15 protein-coding genes are annotated in these 18569 nt (G+C 51.5%); 6 read left to right on the forward strand and 9 right to left on the reverse strand.

Going from position 1 to position 18569, the window contains the following annotated elements; genetic code table 11:
* Positions 1–23: 23 nt before the first annotated feature.
* From ACN0YH_RS18225 to ACN0YH_RS18240, 4 genes are all read right to left on the reverse strand, one after another.
* Complete coding sequence (locus ACN0YH_RS18225; RefSeq protein ID WP_417381011.1) at positions 24–2342, reverse strand: alkaline phosphatase D family protein; 2319 nt, start codon at positions 2340–2342, stop codon at positions 24–26.
* A gap of 142 nt (positions 2343–2484) precedes the next feature.
* Positions 2485–4590 carry an alpha/beta hydrolase family protein gene (locus ACN0YH_RS18230; protein ID WP_417381012.1) on the reverse strand — a complete coding sequence of 702 codons (2106 nt, stop codon included), beginning with the start codon at positions 4588–4590 and terminating at the stop codon, positions 2485–2487.
* Between the two features lie 143 nt (positions 4591–4733).
* Positions 4734–5783, reverse strand: a complete 1050-nt coding sequence (locus tag ACN0YH_RS18235; protein WP_417381013.1) for an agmatine deiminase family protein — start codon at positions 5781–5783, stop codon at positions 4734–4736.
* Positions 5780–6676, reverse strand: coding sequence for a carbon-nitrogen hydrolase (locus tag ACN0YH_RS18240; protein ID WP_417381014.1), 897 nt, complete (start codon positions 6674–6676; stop codon positions 5780–5782). The genes ACN0YH_RS18235 and ACN0YH_RS18240 overlap by 4 nt, the downstream gene beginning before the upstream one ends.
* A gap of 333 nt (positions 6677–7009) precedes the next feature.
* Here ACN0YH_RS18240 and ACN0YH_RS18245 point away from each other — a divergent pair, with 333 nt between their 5' ends.
* From ACN0YH_RS18245 to ACN0YH_RS18265, 5 genes are all read left to right on the forward strand, one after another.
* Complete coding sequence (locus tag ACN0YH_RS18245) at positions 7010–8680, forward strand: NAD-dependent malic enzyme (RefSeq protein WP_417381015.1); 1671 nt, start codon at positions 7010–7012, stop codon at positions 8678–8680.
* A gap of 57 nt (positions 8681–8737) precedes the next feature.
* A complete protein-coding gene (locus ACN0YH_RS18250) occupies positions 8738–10429 on the forward strand; it encodes a thiamine pyrophosphate-binding protein (protein WP_417381016.1) in 1692 nt (563 codons plus the stop codon).
* 68 nt (positions 10430–10497) lie between these two features.
* On the forward strand, positions 10498–10911 hold the full coding sequence (yciA, locus tag ACN0YH_RS18255) for an acyl-CoA thioester hydrolase YciA (RefSeq protein WP_417381017.1): 414 nt from the start codon (positions 10498–10500) through the stop codon (positions 10909–10911).
* Positions 10912–11121: 210 nt separating this feature from the next.
* A complete protein-coding gene (locus ACN0YH_RS18260) occupies positions 11122–12567 on the forward strand; it encodes an FAD/NAD(P)-binding protein (RefSeq protein WP_417381018.1) in 1446 nt (481 codons plus the stop codon).
* A 217-nt stretch (positions 12568–12784) separates the two neighbouring features.
* On the forward strand, positions 12785–13162 hold the full coding sequence (locus ACN0YH_RS18265; RefSeq protein WP_417381019.1) for a hypothetical protein: 378 nt from the start codon (positions 12785–12787) through the stop codon (positions 13160–13162).
* A gap of 32 nt (positions 13163–13194) precedes the next feature.
* Here the strand turns inward: ACN0YH_RS18265 and ACN0YH_RS18270 are convergent, their stop codons facing one another.
* The 5 genes from ACN0YH_RS18270 to ACN0YH_RS18290 form a co-directional block, all read right to left on the reverse strand.
* Positions 13195–13644: an SRPBCC family protein gene (locus tag ACN0YH_RS18270; protein WP_417381020.1), complete on the reverse strand. Its 450-nt coding sequence runs from the start codon at positions 13642–13644 to the stop codon at positions 13195–13197.
* Between the two features lie 106 nt (positions 13645–13750).
* Positions 13751–14164: a hypothetical protein gene (locus tag ACN0YH_RS18275; RefSeq protein ID WP_417381021.1), complete on the reverse strand. Its 414-nt coding sequence runs from the start codon at positions 14162–14164 to the stop codon at positions 13751–13753.
* Positions 14165–14205: 41 nt separating this feature from the next.
* Positions 14206–15144 (reverse strand): DUF1559 domain-containing protein, encoded by a 939-nt coding sequence (locus ACN0YH_RS18280; protein WP_417381022.1) that lies wholly within the window; start codon positions 15142–15144, stop codon positions 14206–14208.
* Between the two features lie 65 nt (positions 15145–15209).
* On the reverse strand, positions 15210–15617 hold the full coding sequence (locus ACN0YH_RS18285) for a hypothetical protein (protein ID WP_417381023.1): 408 nt from the start codon (positions 15615–15617) through the stop codon (positions 15210–15212).
* Between the two features lie 149 nt (positions 15618–15766).
* A complete protein-coding gene (locus tag ACN0YH_RS18290; RefSeq protein WP_417381024.1) occupies positions 15767–16690 on the reverse strand; it encodes a DUF1559 domain-containing protein in 924 nt (307 codons plus the stop codon).
* 375 nt (positions 16691–17065) lie between these two features.
* Between ACN0YH_RS18290 and ACN0YH_RS18295 the strand changes: the two genes are divergently transcribed.
* On the forward strand, positions 17066–18505 hold the full coding sequence (locus tag ACN0YH_RS18295) for a hypothetical protein (RefSeq protein WP_417381025.1): 1440 nt from the start codon (positions 17066–17068) through the stop codon (positions 18503–18505).
* Positions 18506–18569: the final 64 nt, after the last annotated feature.

The raw sequence follows: 18569 nt of genomic DNA on the forward strand, positions 1-18569 counted from the left end.
AGAAGTAAACACGCAGAATCTGTTTACTGAATTAGATTGTCGCCACCATTTTCTTTCTGGTGAATCGTTACAGGCCAGCCGGGAAACTGATTGGAAGCCTTCCCATCCGTTGCATCGACGAGGAAACGAAAGCTGTTCAACGTATAGGTTTTCTCCTCCGGATCAATCAGCACCAGCCCAAAGCCGCTCCCCTTTTGATGGGCCAGATCGTAACGGTTCTTTTCAGAAGCCGGTTCCGGGTTCCCCACCGCGTAGACATACACTTTATTGCCGAATCCATCGATGAATTCTCCCGTGTTTGCCAGTCCATGCTGCGGACGATTTTTGTGAGGCATCCCCACTTCATCGGGTCGCCACCAGCGCGGGTAACCGGCGGAGATTGCCGGCGTGCAGAACGACCAGCAACTGTCCCGCTGCGCGTCGGCTCCGTATTGTGAAAGCGATGTCAAATGCTGATCACCGTTGATATGTAACGGCATCCCTTTACGAATGATCTTGACCGTGCGGTTACGAGCAGTCTGAGGCCAGCTGCCACTATCAAGGTCGGCTTTCAGATAACCATCATAACTGCCATGATGTGTAGCAACACCGGCAAACACGGTCTGACTGAAGAGTACCTTTATATTGTGCGCCCGCCAGTCTTTACACCAGCGTTCCAGAAACTTTTCCTGTCGCTCACCCAAGAGGACGAGGTCGGGTTTATCGAGGACTGACGTATCAAAGTTGGGATCCATCACATGGTCTGCCCGGCCGCTACCGGTTTCGACATGCTCGGGGCCACTTTTAAACTGTCGGTCAGCAATGATGGCAAATCCCACACCGCCATACACCATATCGCCATAGTACACGCTGATGTTCTGTTTGCAGGGAGTCGGGTCAGCATAATCAGGGTGGTGGGCGGTACAGGTTTTATGAACCACATTCACCATCCGCGCGGGTTCGCGATATCCGCCATTGGAAGACGTAGTGCCTTCCTTCATTTTCATCCCGCCTTCACCCCAGATGTTTCCCTGAAACACGTCATGGTCGTCGGGAAGGCAAATTGTAGGACGGTCCCGCATGGCCTCACCAAAGGCCCAGCCATGCATATAAAACTTGCGCAGGTAATTCAGAATCGCCGGCTCCGCAGGGTCACGAATCAAGCCAAAACCGCCATGATCCTCATACAGCTGATCGCCCGAGAAATAAAGCAGATCTGGATCGACTTTCAACAGATTGTTCGCCACAGGTTCATACGGAAACCCGTAATCTTTCTGGCAGGTCAGCGCTCCCAGTTTCAGCGGACGCCCCTCCGGATTCGCCCGGATGATACCGGTTCGCTCGGCAGCCAGTTCGGTGCCATCCGTGAGCTTTTCCTGGTAAACCAGTTTGAACGGCGTTGCCTCTTTCTCGTTCCAGTTGGGCACACGGAAGGTCGCCGTCCACGCATCTGTATCCAGAGCAGCAGTCCCCAGTGACTTCCATTCCTTCTCCTGTTTGATGAACAGTTCCACGTCTTTATTATCCTGCTCACCCAGCGGGCCCGTCAGAGCAGTGATCTTCATCACAAAACCATCATCGCTCCGTGAGTCGCTGAGCGAATACTGCGACCATAAGATCGGTCCAAATTTGTGTTCGGGTGAAACGGTAAAGGCATCGCCGCTGACCGACCAATCACTGAAGCGATAGCGGGCACCGATCATCCGTTTGAAGCGGGGATCGAAATTGCTGACGACCGCCACATTGCCCAGCAGCGCCTGTGGGGGAAACGTCTGGGTCAGAGTTCCCAGTGGTTTATCTGACTCGGGGTTGGAAACGATTAACGTCAGCGAATACTTTTCTCCGTCCGGTTTCCCGATCAGCGTCAGCACGCAGTCTTTCATGTCAGCCGGCCGAGATAACTTCTGCTGCTTGTTGCCCAGCACCATCGTGCCATCGATCACGCCTGCCTTGATGCCATTTTTGGCGAAGCAGTTGCTGCGGTATTCGTTAATATCGCTTTTCACACCCACCCGAAAACCAACGCCGCCATCCTGCTGCTTGACTTCCCGCTGACTTACATGGACGGACATCCTGAACGGCGCACCGGTATTGGTCAACTGGTGTGTGACCAACTGAATATTTCGGCTACCTCCGGTCGACAGACATTCTGCGGCACCCTCTTTGATCCGCCAGTCCTCCATTGGATTGGCCCAGAATTCTTCTCCCAGCCAGACCCGATCGTGTGTTTTAGCCCAGCGACCTACGACAGAACCTCCCTCTGCTTTATCAGCCGCCTGCAGACCGCCCGGTCTGTTGAAGCCCAGAAATGTCGTTCCTGCTGCAAACAGTTTCAAAGCCATCCGTCGAGTCAGCGATTGCATCTAGTATTCTCCCATTGAGCGCAGGTTCTGTAGTAAATAATTAATAATACCGGAACAGCCATTATCAAGGCCGCAGCAGGCGTTGTCCAGCGAGTCTCCCGGCGGGAACCACTACTTAAGGTTGTTAAGACAGTGTTCCAATTTACTCCTGCGACGCCAGCCCGGCGGTCACACTTGCCGGCAGAGTGACCTGGACTTTCTCACGCCCCGCCAGTTGAATCAGGTTCGGCAGATCATATACCTTGAGTGCGCCGTGTACCGTATTAATCAACTGATTCTGGGTCTCAGGTGTTTTCACAACTTCACCCCAGGAAGTGATCATCTGGCTCAGATTTACTTTTGAAAACAGCCCCGGTTCCAGGGCTGCTGCATGTAGTGCAGGAATTGCAGTTTCGCCGATCGCGGTCACCACAACCGGGTTTGTTTTTTTCTTTGACTGAGATTCCGACAGGAACCGTGCCGCTACGAGGATATCTTCCGCCCGTAACTTGACCATCGACTCGCCCAGAAGATACGCGAGCGCACACTCATGATAGTTCGGCCCCAGCAGTCCATGCGACCAACCAATTCGACGATTATTCTTTCGCGAAGTTTCACCAATACAACGCACATCCAACGCGAGGACGACGTCGCCCTGTTTCACCAGTTGCTCGATCGCTGCACCTGTTTCTGCTTCCACCTGTTTGCCACCGCCATGCAGGTATAACACGAGATCTCCCTGACGCATGTTCGGCAGAAACAACAGTGCTGGCAGAGGAGTTCCGTGATCGGGGGTGACAATCAGTTTCTGAATCTGATAACCGTCGCGTGAAATGCTGCCCACTTCTTTGAATTCAGGTCGCGGCAATGAACCGAGTGGCTGGATACCGGAAATCTCGCGCACTTTGTCTCTTGCGGCACTTACATCTGTTGAACTCCAAAACGCAGTCCGCTCTGCCGCCAGCTTCTGGTTCAAGTCATCATTGACAGCAAAGAGCGAACGTTCGCCTGCATCAAGCAGAATCTGCCCCGACTGCGAACACTGCAGTTCTTCGTCCGTAAAGACAGGCTGATCTTCAACTTCAAAGATCGGGTTTTCTTTGTTTAACAGCCAGCGGTTCATCCAGCGGGCCGCTCCTTCTCTCAACTGAATCGTAAATCCGTGCGGTGCGTCTGCTTCAATAATCCCGACCCGTTCCGCGTAGCCCAGTCGTGTATAAAAGCGTTTGGCTTCGCGGAACAGTTCCCATGTCCCGTCAATTTTGAATGTACTATCGAGTGTGCCGGCACAGATCAGCGTCGGTTTGGGAGCCCGCATCAGCGTATAGTCGGCGATGTCCATTCCATAGGCGAGCTGACCGAAAATATTCTGCTCGCCATCTTGCGGACCATTAAAATCGATGAGATAACGATACATGGTCGAATAACAGACCGGCGCTGCAGCCTGCACGCGATCATCCAGCGCCATGATATAACTCGTCAGTGTTCCACCCCCGGAATTTCCGGTACAGCCAATTCGTTTCGCATTAATTTCCGGACGGCTCACCAGGTAGTCAATACTCCGCATCCCATCCCAGATCCGATACCGGGCCGCGTTGCTGCCTAATGGAATCGAGCTGACCGAAAACAGCGTATGCTCGGCAGTGCAGTAGTACTGCACACGCGGATGAGGCGGTCGGTAGCGACTCCCGCCTTTAAAAAATTCGTTCGGCTGTTCGGACAGTACCTGATACCGTTCCCCCTGCCCGATGGGATCGTAGCACAGCGCCGCCATTCCGTTTTTTGCCAGCAGAATGCAGGCCCGCTGATACGCGGCGGAGGCCTTGCCGTTATGACTGTGTCCACAGGGAACCAACACCCCCGGATACGGTGGTTTGCTGTCCGGCAGGTAGAGATTCGCCGTCACATGATGACCGGGCCAGCTTTCGTAAATCACATTCTCGACCCGAAATCCGTCCCCCTTCAGCTTTCCGATTACGCGGGGATTGAGGGGCATCCGCTCCGGAAACCCGCCGATCTGCGTCCGGAAGAAATCTTTCATCCGCTTCTGGTAGGCTTCACAGTCTTCAGGCGTTTTGATGTTCTCGTAGACTTCTTTCCGTTTCGCGAAGGCTTCATGCGCACGTTTTTGCAGAGCCTGATACACCAGACCAGACTCGGCTGCTGTACCTTCCAGAGCGGGAAGCACAGTTAAATCTTCCGCCGCATTAGCAATCGGAGAAACAACAGACAGAAAGCCAAACAAAGTCAACAAAAGCAGGCGATTCATAGCAGCGACCTCATGAGCGGGAATGCGGGCAGGAGATTAAACAGCGGCAGGATCATCTGGCGGCCAGATAATTAAATGTTCTTAATTATCATACCTGCTCGCTTGCCCGGACTCAATCAAAGATCGTTTATTGAACCAGTTTTCTATTCTCCAGCCGTAATCTCATGACTCAAACAGTGTAGCGTGCCCAGCCCCCACACCAGATCGACCGCATGAATGCCTATAACGCGGCGGTCAGTAAAAAGGGCGCTGAGTATGTCCAAAGCGATTGCATCATTCGGATCATTAAAGGTCGGCACCAGCACGCAGCCGTTCGTAACCAGAAAGTTAACATAGCTGGCAGGCAACCTGAGATCTTCGAAGTCGAGTCGCGCCGGCATCGGTATTTCTACCACTTTCAGTTTGCTGCCATCTTCCAGTCGCGCACTTTTCAGTCGCTCGAGATTTTGTTCCAGGCGGCGATGATTGGCGTCTTTTTTGTTCGCTTCCATACAGGCAACTACCGTCCTCGGATTCACGAAACGGCAGATATCATCCACATGGCCGTGTGTGTCATCCCCTTCAATACCATCCCCCAGCCAGATCACATTCGTCACACCCAGGTATTCTTTGAAGATCGCAGCGTAATCTTCTTTCGTGAAACCAGGATTGCGGACCTGTGTCTTCTGATCGAGCAGACACTCTTCCGTGGTAATCAAAGTCCCTTTGCCATTGACTTCGATCGCGCCCCCCTCCAGGACCACCGGGCGTCCCTGGTAACAAACTTCTGTAAAAGGAAGCTTAAGGTTTTTCGCAACCGCGGGTGGTACCTGCCAGTCCAGGCGATGATTGGGATACTTCGCCCAGCCATTAAAACGGAACTGCAGTGCTTCCCGTTTGCCATCGCTCCGCTGTACCACAATCGGCCCCGAATCGCGCATCCAGCTGCGGTTGGTATTCTGCAGAATAAACCGGACCTGCTTTGTATTGGCGTGCGCCTGTTTCAGCATCCTCGTGATTCTCTGCTGCTGTTCGTCATTTTTCACGATCAGTAACACGCGTTCGAACTCGGCTACCTTGCGGATCAGTTCGATGAACGCCCATTTGATGACTTCGTACTTGCCGGGCCAGTCATTGCCGTTATGCGGAAAACAGAGCAGCGTCGCCTGCTGCGGTTCCCATTCTGCGGGCAGTCTACGCGTGATCTCACTCATTGAGAGGCATCATCATGATAGAGTTTAAGGATATTGCCATATGCGTCGATGCGGCGGTCGCGGAGGAACGGCCAGTTCTGACGGACCTCTGCCATCTCATCCAGGTTGACCTCGGCGATCAGAATCTCTTCCTGATCGTGCGATGCCTGGGCAATGATTTCACCCTGGGGGCCGCAGATAAAGGAAGCTCCCCAGAATTCCAGCCCCGGCTGCTCGGGTTCGGGCTGTTCAAATCCAACCCGGTTAACGGCGGCGACAAACGTGCCATTGGCAATCGCGTGACTCCGCTGAATTGTCATCCAGGAATCGTGCTGCTTTATACCATATTCTTCTTTTTCATGGGGATGCCAGCCGATCGCCGTCGGGTAGACCAGTACATTCGCGCCGCTCAAGGCGGTAATCCGCGCTCCTTCCGGGAACCACTGGTCCCAGCAGATCAGGGTACCAATTTTCCCGAAGCGGGTCTGAATCGCTTTGAAACCCAGGTCGCCGGGGGTGAAATAAAACTTTTCGTAAAAGCAGGGATCATCGGGAATATGCATCTTGCGATACAGGCCCGCTTCGCTACCGTCCGCGTCAATTACGTAAGCGCTATTATGATACAGGCCTTCGGTTCGTTTCTCGAAAAACGGCACAATGATCACCACGCCCAACTCTTCCGCCAGTTTACTGAAAGCGGTGAACGATTTGTCGTATAGCGGTTCAGCGAACTCGAAATACTTCGTCGTCTCTTTTTGACAGAAGTAGAACGAACTGTAAAGCTCAGGCAGACAGATGACCTGTCCCCCCTGCCCGGCGGCGGTGCGGACCCAGTCGAGGCACTTGATCAGATTCTCATCGGGAGTCCCGTTCAGTGAGACCTGCACCAGAGCAATATTAAATTGACGCGACATAAAGAGGGCATTCCAGAAACATGAATAAACTGTGAAGACCTGTTACAGCAACCAGCGTGCAGGCCGATCATTCGCTTGGTGCTGTTATGTACGAAATCTGAAAGTGAGTTGCAAGTCGTGCATCACCCACTTCCGCCGTTTCCCGACAAATCATGAGACAGCCATCACCGCTCAAACTCCAGCTTACAGGATTCCTTGGAGATTCTTAAGAGTAACATCGACAGACTCACCACTTTTCCACTATTCTATGCCTGATACGGGAAGTACCTCTCAGACCAGGCTGCCCGCATCACTTCCTCACCCACGACTCTTCACATCGGGATTGAATTTGACATGAATACAGGACGTACGACAGAAGAACTTTCGATCGAGAAACGCGGCACCCTGCTGGTGGAAGACCCCCTGTTGAATAAAGGAACCGCTTTTACGACCGAGGAGCGAATCCAACACGGATTACTCGGGCTCCTGCCACCGCATGTGGATACTCTCGAAGAACAGGTCGAACGCGCTTACGAAGCCTTCTGCGACTTTAAGGAACCGATTAACAAACATATTTATCTCAGACAGCTCCAGGACGAAAACGAAACTCTCTTCTATCGCCTGATGCTGGGTCATATCACAGAGATGATGCCAATCGTTTATACGCCCATTGTGGGTCTGGCGTGTGAACGCTTCAGCCATATTTACCGACGTCCCCGTGGGATTTTCATCTCTTACCCGGAACGGGATTCCATGGATGCGATCCTGGAAAACGTCGAACGGGACATTGATGTGATTGTCGTCACAGACGGCGAACGAATTCTGGGGTTGGGCGACCAGGGGGTCGGTGGCATGGGCATTCCCATCGGTAAACTATCGCTGTACACCCTGTGTGGCGGGGTTGCTCCCGAGAAAACACTGCCTATCGTACTGGATTTGGGAACCAACAATCAGGAGCGCCTCGACGATCCCCGCTACATCGGCTGGCGGGAAAATCGTATCAAGGGGGAAGAATACGACAAGTTCATCGATCAGTTCGTGACGGCGGTCAAAAAACGATTTCCGAATGTTCTGCTGCAATGGGAAGACTTTGCTTCCGTCGACGCCGAACGAATTATCGACCGCTACCGGGATGACCTGTGTACCTTCAATGACGACATTCAAGGCACCGCCGCTGTCACCACGGGCACGATTCTCGCCGCGATCGCTGCCGGGGGTGGAGAATTAAAGGACCAGAACATTCTGATGCTGGGAGCGGGTTCCGCCGGGGTTGGTATCTGTATGCAGTTGAAACAGACGATGATGGCCGGAGGCATGAGTGAACCCGAGGCCCGTTCCCATTTTTATGTAATCGATCGAGACGGTCTGCTGCATTCCGGGCGCACGGATCTCGACGAACTGCATCAGCAGCTGGCACAGCCTTCAGAAAACCTGAAAAGCTGGGATTGCGATACAACCGGAGCCGTCTCGTTTGCCGATGTGGTCCGCAATGGAAAACCAGGTGTTTTGATCGGCGCAACCGGTCAGGCGGGTGCCTTCTCAGAACCAATCATTCGTGAAATGGCATCGCATGTCGAACACCCGGTCATCTTTCCGCTATCCAATCCAACGTCCCGGGCGGAAGCCACGCCCGCAGATCTGCTGAAATGGACCGATGGCAAAGCGGTGATTGCAACCGGCAGCCCCTTTGATCCTGTTGACCACAACGGCGTCACGCATACCATCGCACAATGTAATAACAGTTATATCTTCCCGGCGATGGGTCTGGGCATCCTCGCGTCGCGGTCACGTCGTGTCACCGATGCGATGTTCATCGCCGCAGCGGAAGCCTTGAAAGAAACATCACCCGCGCTCCAGGACCGGACTGCTTCCCTGCTCCCCTCTTTGACCATCATTCGTGATGTCAGTCGCAAAATTGCTCATGCGGTTGCGCTGGCAGCCATTGCGGATGGCGTTGCCGACTCGATCACGGAAGCAGAAATTGATCAGCGGATTGAAGAGACCATGTGGCATCCTGAATATTAATTTTTCCAGCATTGCGCAACCCGGGATGATTTGCATTTATTTATAGAAGGAACTTTGATGTCTGAAAACAGCACTACCGTCGGTTCGTATCTGGCTTCTCGACTGGAGGAAATTGGTTTGCAGCACTATTTTGCAGTCCCGGGAGACTACAACCTGGTGCTGCTGGATAAATTGCTGGAAAATAAAAATCTGGAGATGATCTCCTGCTGTAACGAATTAAACGCCGGTTACGCCGCAGACGGATATTGTCGCGCCACCGGCGGTGCCAGTGCAGTCTTCGTGACTTTTAGTGTCGGCGGTTTGAGCCTGCTCAACGCCGTTGCGGGTGCCTATGCAGAAGACCTGCCGATCATAGCCGTCTCCGGCGGACCAAACACCAACTCGGAATCCGAGTTCGAAATGCTGCACCATACACTGGGTCTGCTTGACTACGACTATCAGCGCGACATCTTTTCTAAAGTGACTGCGGAAGCAGTAACCATTCACGATCCCCGCGAAGCGCCGACGCAGATTGATCATGCAATTCAGACGGCCCTCCGCTTTCGTAAACCCGTCTATATTGAAATTGCCTGTAACATCGCGGATGCAGTCACTTCGGCTCCCAACGTCCGTTCGTTCGCTGGGCCGACCGCCAGTGATCCGCTGTCGCTGAACGCCGCCGTCGATCGAGCCGTCGAACTGTTGAACACCGCGACAAAACCAGTTCTGGTCGCAGGCGTCAAACTCCGTTCGTTTGGTGCAGAAGCCAACTTTCTGAAACTGGCGGATGCCTGTGGTTACGCCGTCGCCAGCATGCCCAACGCCAAGGGATTCTTCAGCGAACAACATCCCCACTACATGGGTATCTACTGGGGCCCCGTAGGCACTCCCGGCTGTGGCGAGATTGTTGATTCCTCTGATCTCTGCCTGTTCGCAGGAGGTACCTTTACCGACTATACCACCACCGGACATGCGGCTTTGATCAATCCGGCCAAAGTCATACAGGCTCGACCGAACAGTGTAGTCTTTCCCAATCAGACTTTCAGTAATGTGAAACTCACCGAATTCCTGGAACTGCTGGCAAAGAAATTGAAACCCAATGACGGGTCGATGATCGCCTATAATCGAATCAAGGAAGAAGTCACTCCTCTGCGACCGGGGCCTCCCGAAACGGAGCTCTCCACGCGTCAGTTGTTCTCGCGCATTCAACAAATGCTGGACTCCGATTCCACTGTCATCGCGGAAACCGGTGATTCCTGGTTCAATGGCATGCAGCTGGATTTACCCGATAGGGCACGGTTTGAAGTTCAGATGCAGTACGGTTCTATCGGGTGGTCCGTGGGCGCCACACTGGGCTATAGTGTCGGAGCGCCCGATCGACGACCGATTGCCCTGATCGGAGACGGTTCATTCCAGCTGACCGCACAGGAAGTTTCCACCATCATTCGCTATGGATTGAAACCGATCATCTTTCTGATTAATAACGGCGGCTACACGATTGAAGTGGAAATTCATGATGGTCCCTATAATACCATCAAAAACTGGAACTATGCCGAACTGGTACATGTCTTCAATGCGGAAGACGGCAATGGCTTCAGCTGTAAAGCCCGCACGGAAGGCGAACTGGATGAAGCCATCAAACAGGCGACCGCGCATGATGGCCCCGCGCTGATTGAAGTCCTCATCCATCGGGATGACTGCAGCAAAAATCTACTGGTCTGGGGAGGCCATGTTGCGAAGAACAATGGCCGGCCACCGCGTTCGCATTAACATAGCCTGTCGAAACAAATCATTCGTTCGAAAAATAGTGGTCAACAGCTGTGATACGGGATTGTTGAATGATGGAAGAAACCTGTGAACTGCCGGACGGCAAGCTGATTTTGAGAACGCTGGCCATGCCGGCGGACACAAATGCCAACGGCGATATCTTTGGTGGCTGGATTATGTCGCAGATGGATATCGCCGGTGGGATCCTTTCCAAGGAGGCCTCAGGAACCCGCACGGTGACGATTGCTGTCGAGTCGATGAAATTCATTCGTCCGGTCAAGATCGGTGATGTTGTGAGTTGCTATGGCACGGTCGAACGCATTGGCAATACATCCATCACCCTGCAACTCGAAGTCTGGGTCGAACCGGTCCTGCGGCATGAAGATTCGAACTGCCCCTACTTCAAAGTCACCGAAGCGGCCTTTACCTATGTTGCCATTGATGACCAGGGGAAAAAAACGCCGATCATCAAACGGGAGTATTGAACGCGATTACTGCTTTTCCGGCAATACCGGCGATCGACGCCTGCTGCCTGTTCCACCAGTGCTTCGTCAGGTACAATTAATACACTTCCTGAAGCTGTTTTCATTTTCAGATTTCTATTCGATCAGATTTCTATTCGAAACGGCAGGAATCTCCGTTGGTTGTGCAATCATTCCGGTATCCCGTGTTGACTGTGAAAGGACGAGAGGCTCATGAAGAAAGTGGCGATTATTGGAGGTGGTTTCAGTGGAACGATGGCGGCGGTCAATCTCGCCCGCTTAAGCAGCAGCCCACTCTGTATTCAATTGATCAATGACAAATATCCACTCGGGCGTGGCGTTGCTTATGGAACCCGCCGCGAAGAACATCTATTGAATGTCGCTGCACGAAACATGTCTGCTGTCCCCGATCATGCCAATCACTTCCTGGACTGGCTCCGTACCCGGGTAGACTACAGTGATCTGCCCGATCCCCAACTCCGAGAAACCTATGTTCCGCGCCGCATCTATGGAGATTATCTGCGCAGCATCCTCGCAACCTATATGCAGCCGATCGACAGCCATCATCCTGCGGAAATTCAGGTCATCGAACAGGAAGCCGTCGACATCGAATTTAATTTTGAAGGTACAGCTGAGATTACGCTCAAAGAGGGAACGACGATCGAAGCCGATCGCGTTCTGCTGGCAACGGGAAATCAGCCCCCCTGCCCGCTTGCTGAAGATGAATTCTCCCATCCAGGTTATTGCGCCGAGCCCTGGGGCAACTGGATGGAAAAGATTCCCAACCCTGCTGAGAACATTATTGTCATGGGAACGGGGCTCTCCATGATTGATGTCTTCCTGACACTCAGCGAGCAGGACTGGCAGGGGCATCTGATCGCGATTTCTCATAACGGGATGATCCCCCAGGCCCATTTTCGCGGTATTGAATATCCGGACTTCCTCCCCGAAGAACCCGAATCACTGGGTCTGGAAAATCTGGTCCAATTGCTCGAAAAACATTGTCGCCAGCTGCAGCGGATTGGTGAAAACCCGGGAATCGTAGTTGATCGCCTGCGACCTCATACCCAGAAGATCTGGCAAAAATTTGAACTGGCGGAAAAACAGGAATTCCTCAAACGGTATGCGGCCCGCTGGAATGTGATCCGACACCGTATTGCCCAGCCGATTCATCAGCGCGTCACCGAAGCGATTACAGAAGGTCGATTGAGTGTTGTCCGGGGTCGCATTACCGGGCTGGAAGCAGACGGGGATCGCGTCTGTGTGAACCTGCAGAATCGGGCTGGCGAGTCGCAACAGGTGAGTGGCGGCCTGGTAATCAACTGCACGGGTCCCCATTCTGGTTTTTCTGACACCAGCGTACCTCTGTTTCAGAATTTGCTTCGGCGCGGGCTGATTCGACCGGATGAACTGGATATGGGCATCGATGTCGGAGCCGACTTTGCCACGATCGACGCAGAAGGCAATCCGTCCGAATTTCTGTTCGCCATCGGTCCATTGATGAAAGGGACGCTCTGGGAAACAACGGCTGTTCCCGAACTGCGCGGGCAGGCGATGCGCGTCGCGCAGTTGCTGCTGGATGACGCAGCTCTCGTCTCACCCGGACACGATTACCGCATCTCAGTCGAAGAAGAACATGTGATTGAATACTATATTTAATCTCCGGATGGATCTTTCAGCGAAATTGACGGGAACGCCTTAACCCGTTTCAATACAGGACGATACAATCCCGGTGAGAATTCCATCAACAGGTGGTTCGGACATGTATCCGTAAAATTGTCGCATTTTCGGTCCGTTTAGCGAATCCCTGTCTGAACGCTGTGAACTTCTCCGAAGTTCCTTTGAGAAACCAGACTGTTTGAAAGGGGAAATGGGCATGACACGCTTCATCCTGATCGCAATACTCGCGATAATGGGAGGATCTTATCTACAGGCAGGTGAAACACGGACCTGGGAAGGGAAGTGGAATAACCGCAAGTACAACACCACTGGTCCGCTAAAGTGCGTCGCGACTTCCGACGAGAGTGGTAAATGGAAAGCCACCTTTACCGGTTTATTCAAAGGTGATCCCTTTAAATATGAAGCGACGTTTCAATCGAAGCCCATGGGCAATCAACAAAAGCTTTCGGGGGATGCCATCATTCGTGGTCACCAGTACCAGTGGATCGGCTCAATGAAAGGCAACATGCTCAACGGAAAATATAAATCGAACATCGGTTATTACGGCGAGTTCATCTTGAAAGAGAAACAATAGCAGCTCGAACCTGTCTGACGGAACCATCTGAATTACTCACTCTCTGCGGTAATGTGTTCTTTAATCCGCTGGAGATTGGTCGATCCGGTCGGCTTCCCGACTTTCATGATAAACTTGATCAGCAGCCAGCCCCAGAAAGGAATTGACCGCTCGAAGATGATGCGTTCAATCACCTGCGTGTATCTGCCCTGAGGCACGATTTCATACACAACCGTTATATGCTCCGTGCGATTCTGCTCAGGATTCGTTTGGATTACAATGTTGCAAGTGACTTTTAGAGGATCTTCGTCTTCGGGAACCATGCCGGCAAAATCGATTGTCTTCCCTTTGAAAACCAACTCTCCAATGCATTTATCGCCTTCAACCGTGATTGAACGAATCTTATCATTGATCTTCGGCCAGTTTTCCAGATCACTCAGCCAGTCGTGAATCTGATCAGGAGGCGCTTCCAGTTTTGTTTTTTCGGTCAGTTCCAGTTGCATCGCATCATTTTCTTCGAGATAAGTTGGTAAACAGTATCTGCAAAGTATGCGGGCTTTCGAAATCTGCTGCAAGAGCGATTTGACATGACGCAATGAAACAGCCGTGTCAGGGTAGCATATTCAGATTAAGCTGGTTCTCTCCCTCAGCTGTTACCTCAGCAGTCAATGTCGTCGTTCCTCGCTGAGTATATTTGACCGGAATCTGGGACGACTTCTGGGGGACTGCGGTGCCATCCGGACTTCCATGCGAAACCTGAATAACCACTTTATGCTGGCCCAGGATGGCACCATCCCCTGATTCATATGTGGATAAATGAAACGCGCCATCAGCGCCAATCATACCGACAGCATGTTTGCCTCCTGAGTCAGGAAAAAACATAATGTTTCCGGCAGTAAGAGGCTGCCCGTCTAACGCAACGGTTCCCGAGACCCTGGCTGTGGGTAATCTGTCATCTGGTTGACCACAGCCTGAACAGAGAAAAGCGACCAGAGACAGCAGCAGACCAGATCGAATATTCATGTTGTATTCTTTCTTAAAACAAAACGAAATACTCATTCCTGTTACTTGTTGAATCCGCCTGTTGGCAATCCATCACTGGCATGTCCCAGTTGCTGATACAGGGACAGGTCCATGTTCTCACTCAAAAAATGAACACTGCCGTCTGCTAGTAGAAAGTGAGCACCACCTGTGTGAAAACTTTGCGAAGCGGTCGTCTGTGGCCAGCCGATCGTCGGATATTGACAGGGACTCGGCCCACATAGTAACGATGAACTGTTAATCGCTGCGGATGTATGTACCGGGCTGTCACTGGGCACCCAGGCACTGAAGGGATTGTAGCTGGGAGACATTTCACCAATCGCCAGCACATTCGATGCCCCATCAGTCAGATCACGAAACCGCATTACAAACGTCTGACGTCGACGAAACATTCCCCCCGGACCACTATCCGGATGTAGTCCGCAGACTTCTCCATATGTTGCAACTGCAGCGGTCGTATCGTAAGTACTGCCAGCAATATCACAGACATTAGTAGAAGTCAAAGCGCCACTGACGCCCGTTGCATTTCCAGGAAAGCACCAGTTGACATGCAGATCACTTTTCACAGCCGGAGTCGGATCGCTGGGACAGAGATAAACGGGAATGATATTCTGGCACAGGGCCAGATGTGCGGGATCAGTGATTCGTAAACTCGAATTGAATTGATTAAATAATGGTCCCTGATCGATATAGGGCAGCACTTTCATTCGCCAGCTGAAGCCGTTTGGCAGGTTTGGATCAGCGCCATTGGAATTTGGTGGAAAGACATTGAACGCATCATGGTAATTATGCAGCGCCAGCCCGATCTGCTTCAGATTGTTCTTACAAGTGGAACGACGGGCAGCCTCCCGCGCCTGCTGGACCGCCGGTAAAAGCAATGCGATGAGAATCGCGATGATCGCGATCACTACCAGCAATTCGATTAACGTAAAAGCGCGTCGACTTGGATCAGGCGAATTCATAGCATGTCCTCTATTGTTTATTCAGTAGAAATAAAAAGGTCAACTCCGATCGCTTCTAATTAATCTTATGGTGCAAGCTTAAAATCGATGTGGTTTTCTCCCTGTTTAGCCACCTCTGCAACGAGTGTTGTCTTCTGGTTATATTTATTCGGTAGATATTGAACTCGCGCGGGAACAGTTTTACCTGGTTCAGCAGGATCTGGTTCCTGCTTTGATTCATCGAATCGATAGGCAGTGATTTCCACATTTTTTTTGCCTGGCGTGCATTCACTGGAATACTGTCCATTCTTAATGATTGCTGCCTGTCGTTGTGTATTTCCTGTAGTGGGAAGAAAGACAATCTGCCCCTCTTCCACAGGTTTTCCCGAAAAGGAGACTTCACCTGTCACTGTGAATGTTTCTGGTCCCTCGTCACCACCTTGACAACCCGTGAATATCAGCAGAAGCAAGATGAGTAATTTCGAAGCGCGCATGGTTTTCAATTCCTGAACGTACTTTAATTTGAAACAATAAACAGATGATCGTACGGTCTAGAGAACATCACATTTAAGAATAGCGTCTCTCAATCTAATAGACTCGGGCCAAACAGCCCTGGAGACACTACAGTAAAATGGGACACCGTCTAGAATTCACCTAAGACTTCACCGGAAGCACGTGTTCCCAATGCATGAAAGGTCCCACGATCGACATTGGAGGAAATGAATCGAACCGCGCCATCGGCCAGCAGACAGTGTACCCCCCCAATATGGTTACTGCGGGCATAGTTCTGGATTTGTGTGGTGGAACCCACGGCCGTGCAGGGCGCTAAAGGCCATGTAGTGCTCTTGCAGGTATTATGCTCATCCGGAATGGAAGTATTGGGTGGCTCAAGCGTAGTAAACAGACCACCTCCCCAGCGACCACCACCCCAGTAATGACCGGCTGAACCCCAGTCTGCACCACTCGTCCCGCGAATGATTGATTCACTGTGCATGATGGTATTGGAAGAACCGTCTACAATATCCCGAATACGCGTTCGAGACTGCAGATACAGAATACCATCCATCTTTACATTATTGGGATTGGTGTCGTTCATTTTAATCGGAGTACTGCCCGCACAACCTGTGTAATTACCTTCGAATAAATCGGCATAGTTAAAACCGGGAGAGGAAGGGTCTGAGGGACACATGTAAACGGGGATGACAACCGCACTGATTGATTTCGGAACATTCCAGATATTTTTGGTCGTATCTGCCGTGTATTTGTTATACAGCGGCGCCTGATCAATATAAGGCAACAACTGTTGGGCCCAGCATTCACGTTCGTGTAATGCATTATTGTCCCCGGCATGTCTGACCCCATAAGGATAAGTACTGTGTGTTCCATTGTAATTGTGCATACCCAGCCCGATCTGCTTGAGATTGTTCTTACAAGTGGAACGACGGGCAGCCTCCCGCGCCTGCTGGACCGCCGGCAAGAGCAACGCGATGAGAATCGCGATGATGGCGATCACTACCAGCAATTCGATTAATGTAAACGCACGACGGGGTATCTTCGAATACTGCATAAGAGGCCTCTACCGAAATAATGATTTGAAAAAGCGAAACCGTATTAAATGACTGGGTTAAAATTGCAAAAATAATTAATCTCTTCATCATAACATTGGCATCAAAGTATATTATATTGCCGGCAATGGCAATTATAATTCACATTGGTGACAATATATTTTAACAGATTTTCTACTATTACATTGATGGAATTAACTGCCCCGACCTGATCCCCCAGCTAATCTGTCGTTGTAATCACCTTCCAAATAGAGGGTTATGTCACAGACGGCAATCAACACATCAATAGTGGTTGTTGTGTTAGAGAATCCGAAGCGCTATAATCACAAACCGACTTGAGTTGACTTTCCATGGGACCTGAATGAGGAGTGATAGCGATGGCAGGACGAATCAATCGTAGACAGGCTTTGAAGGCTATTGGCAGTCTGTGTTGTGCACTGAGCCTGTTGAGTAGTTCACAGGCCGCTGATTCCCCTCAGGGAAAAGTGCTCAAAGCGGGTGCCGCCACCAGCAATATCACACCACCACTCGGGGAAGCGATCATCGGTGGCTTTGCTCCCTTCCCTTCGGAAAATGTACACGACGAACTGCATGCCCGCTGCCTTGTGCTCGATAATGGTGAAACAAAGATTGCATTTGTTATCTGCGACAACCTGGGTATCACCGAAGACATTTATCAGGCAGCCCGAGACTTCATCAAAGCAGAAACGGACCTGCCTCCCGAGAACATCCTGATGGCAGCGACACACACGCATTCGGCGACAAGGGCCAGCAGTCCGAAGTATCGTGACTTCCTTTCCCGCCGCATCGCGGACTGTGTCCGGCGTGCTCTGGAAAAAGCGGAACCGGCTCAGATCGGCTGGGGGGGCATCGACGAAGCCTCCGAAGTTTTCAACAGACGCTGGTTTACCACTAATCCGGACTTCTGCAAGAACCCGTTTGGGGGCGTCGATCAGGTGCGCATGAATCCGCCGCGCGGCAACGCAGCCCTCGTGAAACCAGCTGGTCCCATTGATCCCGAAATCTCTTTCATCAGTGTCCAGTCGCTGGATGGTCGTCCGCTGGCACTGCTGGCTAATTATTCACTCCATTATGTCGGCGGCGTGAAGAAAGGTGAAATTTCGGCAGACTACTTCGGCATCTTCTCTGAAAAAATTGGTTCGCTCATTGGTGCCAACCGGGATGAAGGCTCCTTTGTGGGTATGCTCTCAAATGGAACCAGCGGTGATATTAATAACATCAATTTCAGTAATCCAGGTAAGCGGATGGAGGCTTACAAAAAAATGACACTGGTCGCAGACCTCGTCGCAGCACGTGTCGCAGAAGCATATAAAGATGTCAAATACCAGACCTGGGTTCCCCTGGGTTCCGCGAATGCAGAATTGACATTAAAAGTCCGTAAGCCGGACGCTGAGATGCAGGCCTACTTCAAAAAAGTGCTGGCACAACCAGAAGGCACACCACAACATCATCGCTACGAACGGAATTACGCCGGACGCGTACAAAGACTGCTCGAAGGCCCGGATGAAGTCACAGTGAAGTTGCAGGCTCTCAGAATTGGTGATCTGACAGTCGCTGCGATTCCCTTTGAAACATTCTGTGAAATCGGTTTGGAAATTAAGGATAAGGCACCGTTCAAAGATGCTTTCACGATTGAACTTGCCAACGGGTATTATGGATACCTCCCTACACCGGCTCAGCATAAACTGGGTGGATACGAAACCTGGATGGGAACCAATCGCGTTCAACTGGATGCTTCTGATAAAATCATGACGGTTCTCTTTGAACTGATGGAAGAACTCAATTCCGGAAAGTAGGCAACCCGGTTTACCTGTGATTCCTCGAACAGTGTTGAATCTCTGAAAATGGTCGCCAAATTGA

The sequence above is a fragment of the Gimesia sp. genome (assembly GCF_048262075.1).
In the GTDB taxonomy this organism is placed as follows: domain Bacteria; phylum Planctomycetota; class Planctomycetia; order Planctomycetales; family Planctomycetaceae; genus Gimesia.

What these genes read in the sequence shown, in the direction of transcription:
- ACN0YH_RS18225 (WP_417381011.1), bottom strand. Translation starts at nt 2,342, where the DNA reads ATGCAATCGCTGACTCGACGGATGGCTTTGAAACTGTTTGCAGCAGGA.
- ACN0YH_RS18230 (WP_417381012.1), bottom strand. Translation starts at nt 4,590, where the DNA reads ATGAATCGCCTGCTTTTGTTGACTTTGTTTGGCTTTCTGTCTGTTGTT.
- ACN0YH_RS18235 (WP_417381013.1), bottom strand. Translation starts at nt 5,783, where the DNA reads ATGAGTGAGATCACGCGTAGACTGCCCGCAGAATGGGAACCGCAGCAG.
- ACN0YH_RS18240 (WP_417381014.1), bottom strand. Translation starts at nt 6,676, where the DNA reads ATGTCGCGTCAATTTAATATTGCTCTGGTGCAGGTCTCACTGAACGGG.
- ACN0YH_RS18245 (WP_417381015.1), top strand. Translation starts at nt 7,010, where the DNA reads ATGAATACAGGACGTACGACAGAAGAACTTTCGATCGAGAAACGCGGC.
- ACN0YH_RS18250 (WP_417381016.1), top strand. Translation starts at nt 8,738, where the DNA reads ATGTCTGAAAACAGCACTACCGTCGGTTCGTATCTGGCTTCTCGACTG.
- yciA (WP_417381017.1), top strand. Translation starts at nt 10,498, where the DNA reads ATGATGGAAGAAACCTGTGAACTGCCGGACGGCAAGCTGATTTTGAGA.
- ACN0YH_RS18260 (WP_417381018.1), top strand. Translation starts at nt 11,122, where the DNA reads ATGAAGAAAGTGGCGATTATTGGAGGTGGTTTCAGTGGAACGATGGCG.
- ACN0YH_RS18265 (WP_417381019.1), top strand. Translation starts at nt 12,785, where the DNA reads ATGACACGCTTCATCCTGATCGCAATACTCGCGATAATGGGAGGATCT.
- ACN0YH_RS18270 (WP_417381020.1), bottom strand. Translation starts at nt 13,644, where the DNA reads ATGCAACTGGAACTGACCGAAAAAACAAAACTGGAAGCGCCTCCTGAT.
- ACN0YH_RS18275 (WP_417381021.1), bottom strand. Translation starts at nt 14,164, where the DNA reads ATGAATATTCGATCTGGTCTGCTGCTGTCTCTGGTCGCTTTTCTCTGT.
- ACN0YH_RS18280 (WP_417381022.1), bottom strand. Translation starts at nt 15,144, where the DNA reads ATGAATTCGCCTGATCCAAGTCGACGCGCTTTTACGTTAATCGAATTG.
- ACN0YH_RS18285 (WP_417381023.1), bottom strand. Translation starts at nt 15,617, where the DNA reads ATGCGCGCTTCGAAATTACTCATCTTGCTTCTGCTGATATTCACGGGT.
- ACN0YH_RS18290 (WP_417381024.1), bottom strand. Translation starts at nt 16,690, where the DNA reads ATGCAGTATTCGAAGATACCCCGTCGTGCGTTTACATTAATCGAATTG.
- ACN0YH_RS18295 (WP_417381025.1), top strand. Translation starts at nt 17,066, where the DNA reads ATGGCAGGACGAATCAATCGTAGACAGGCTTTGAAGGCTATTGGCAGT.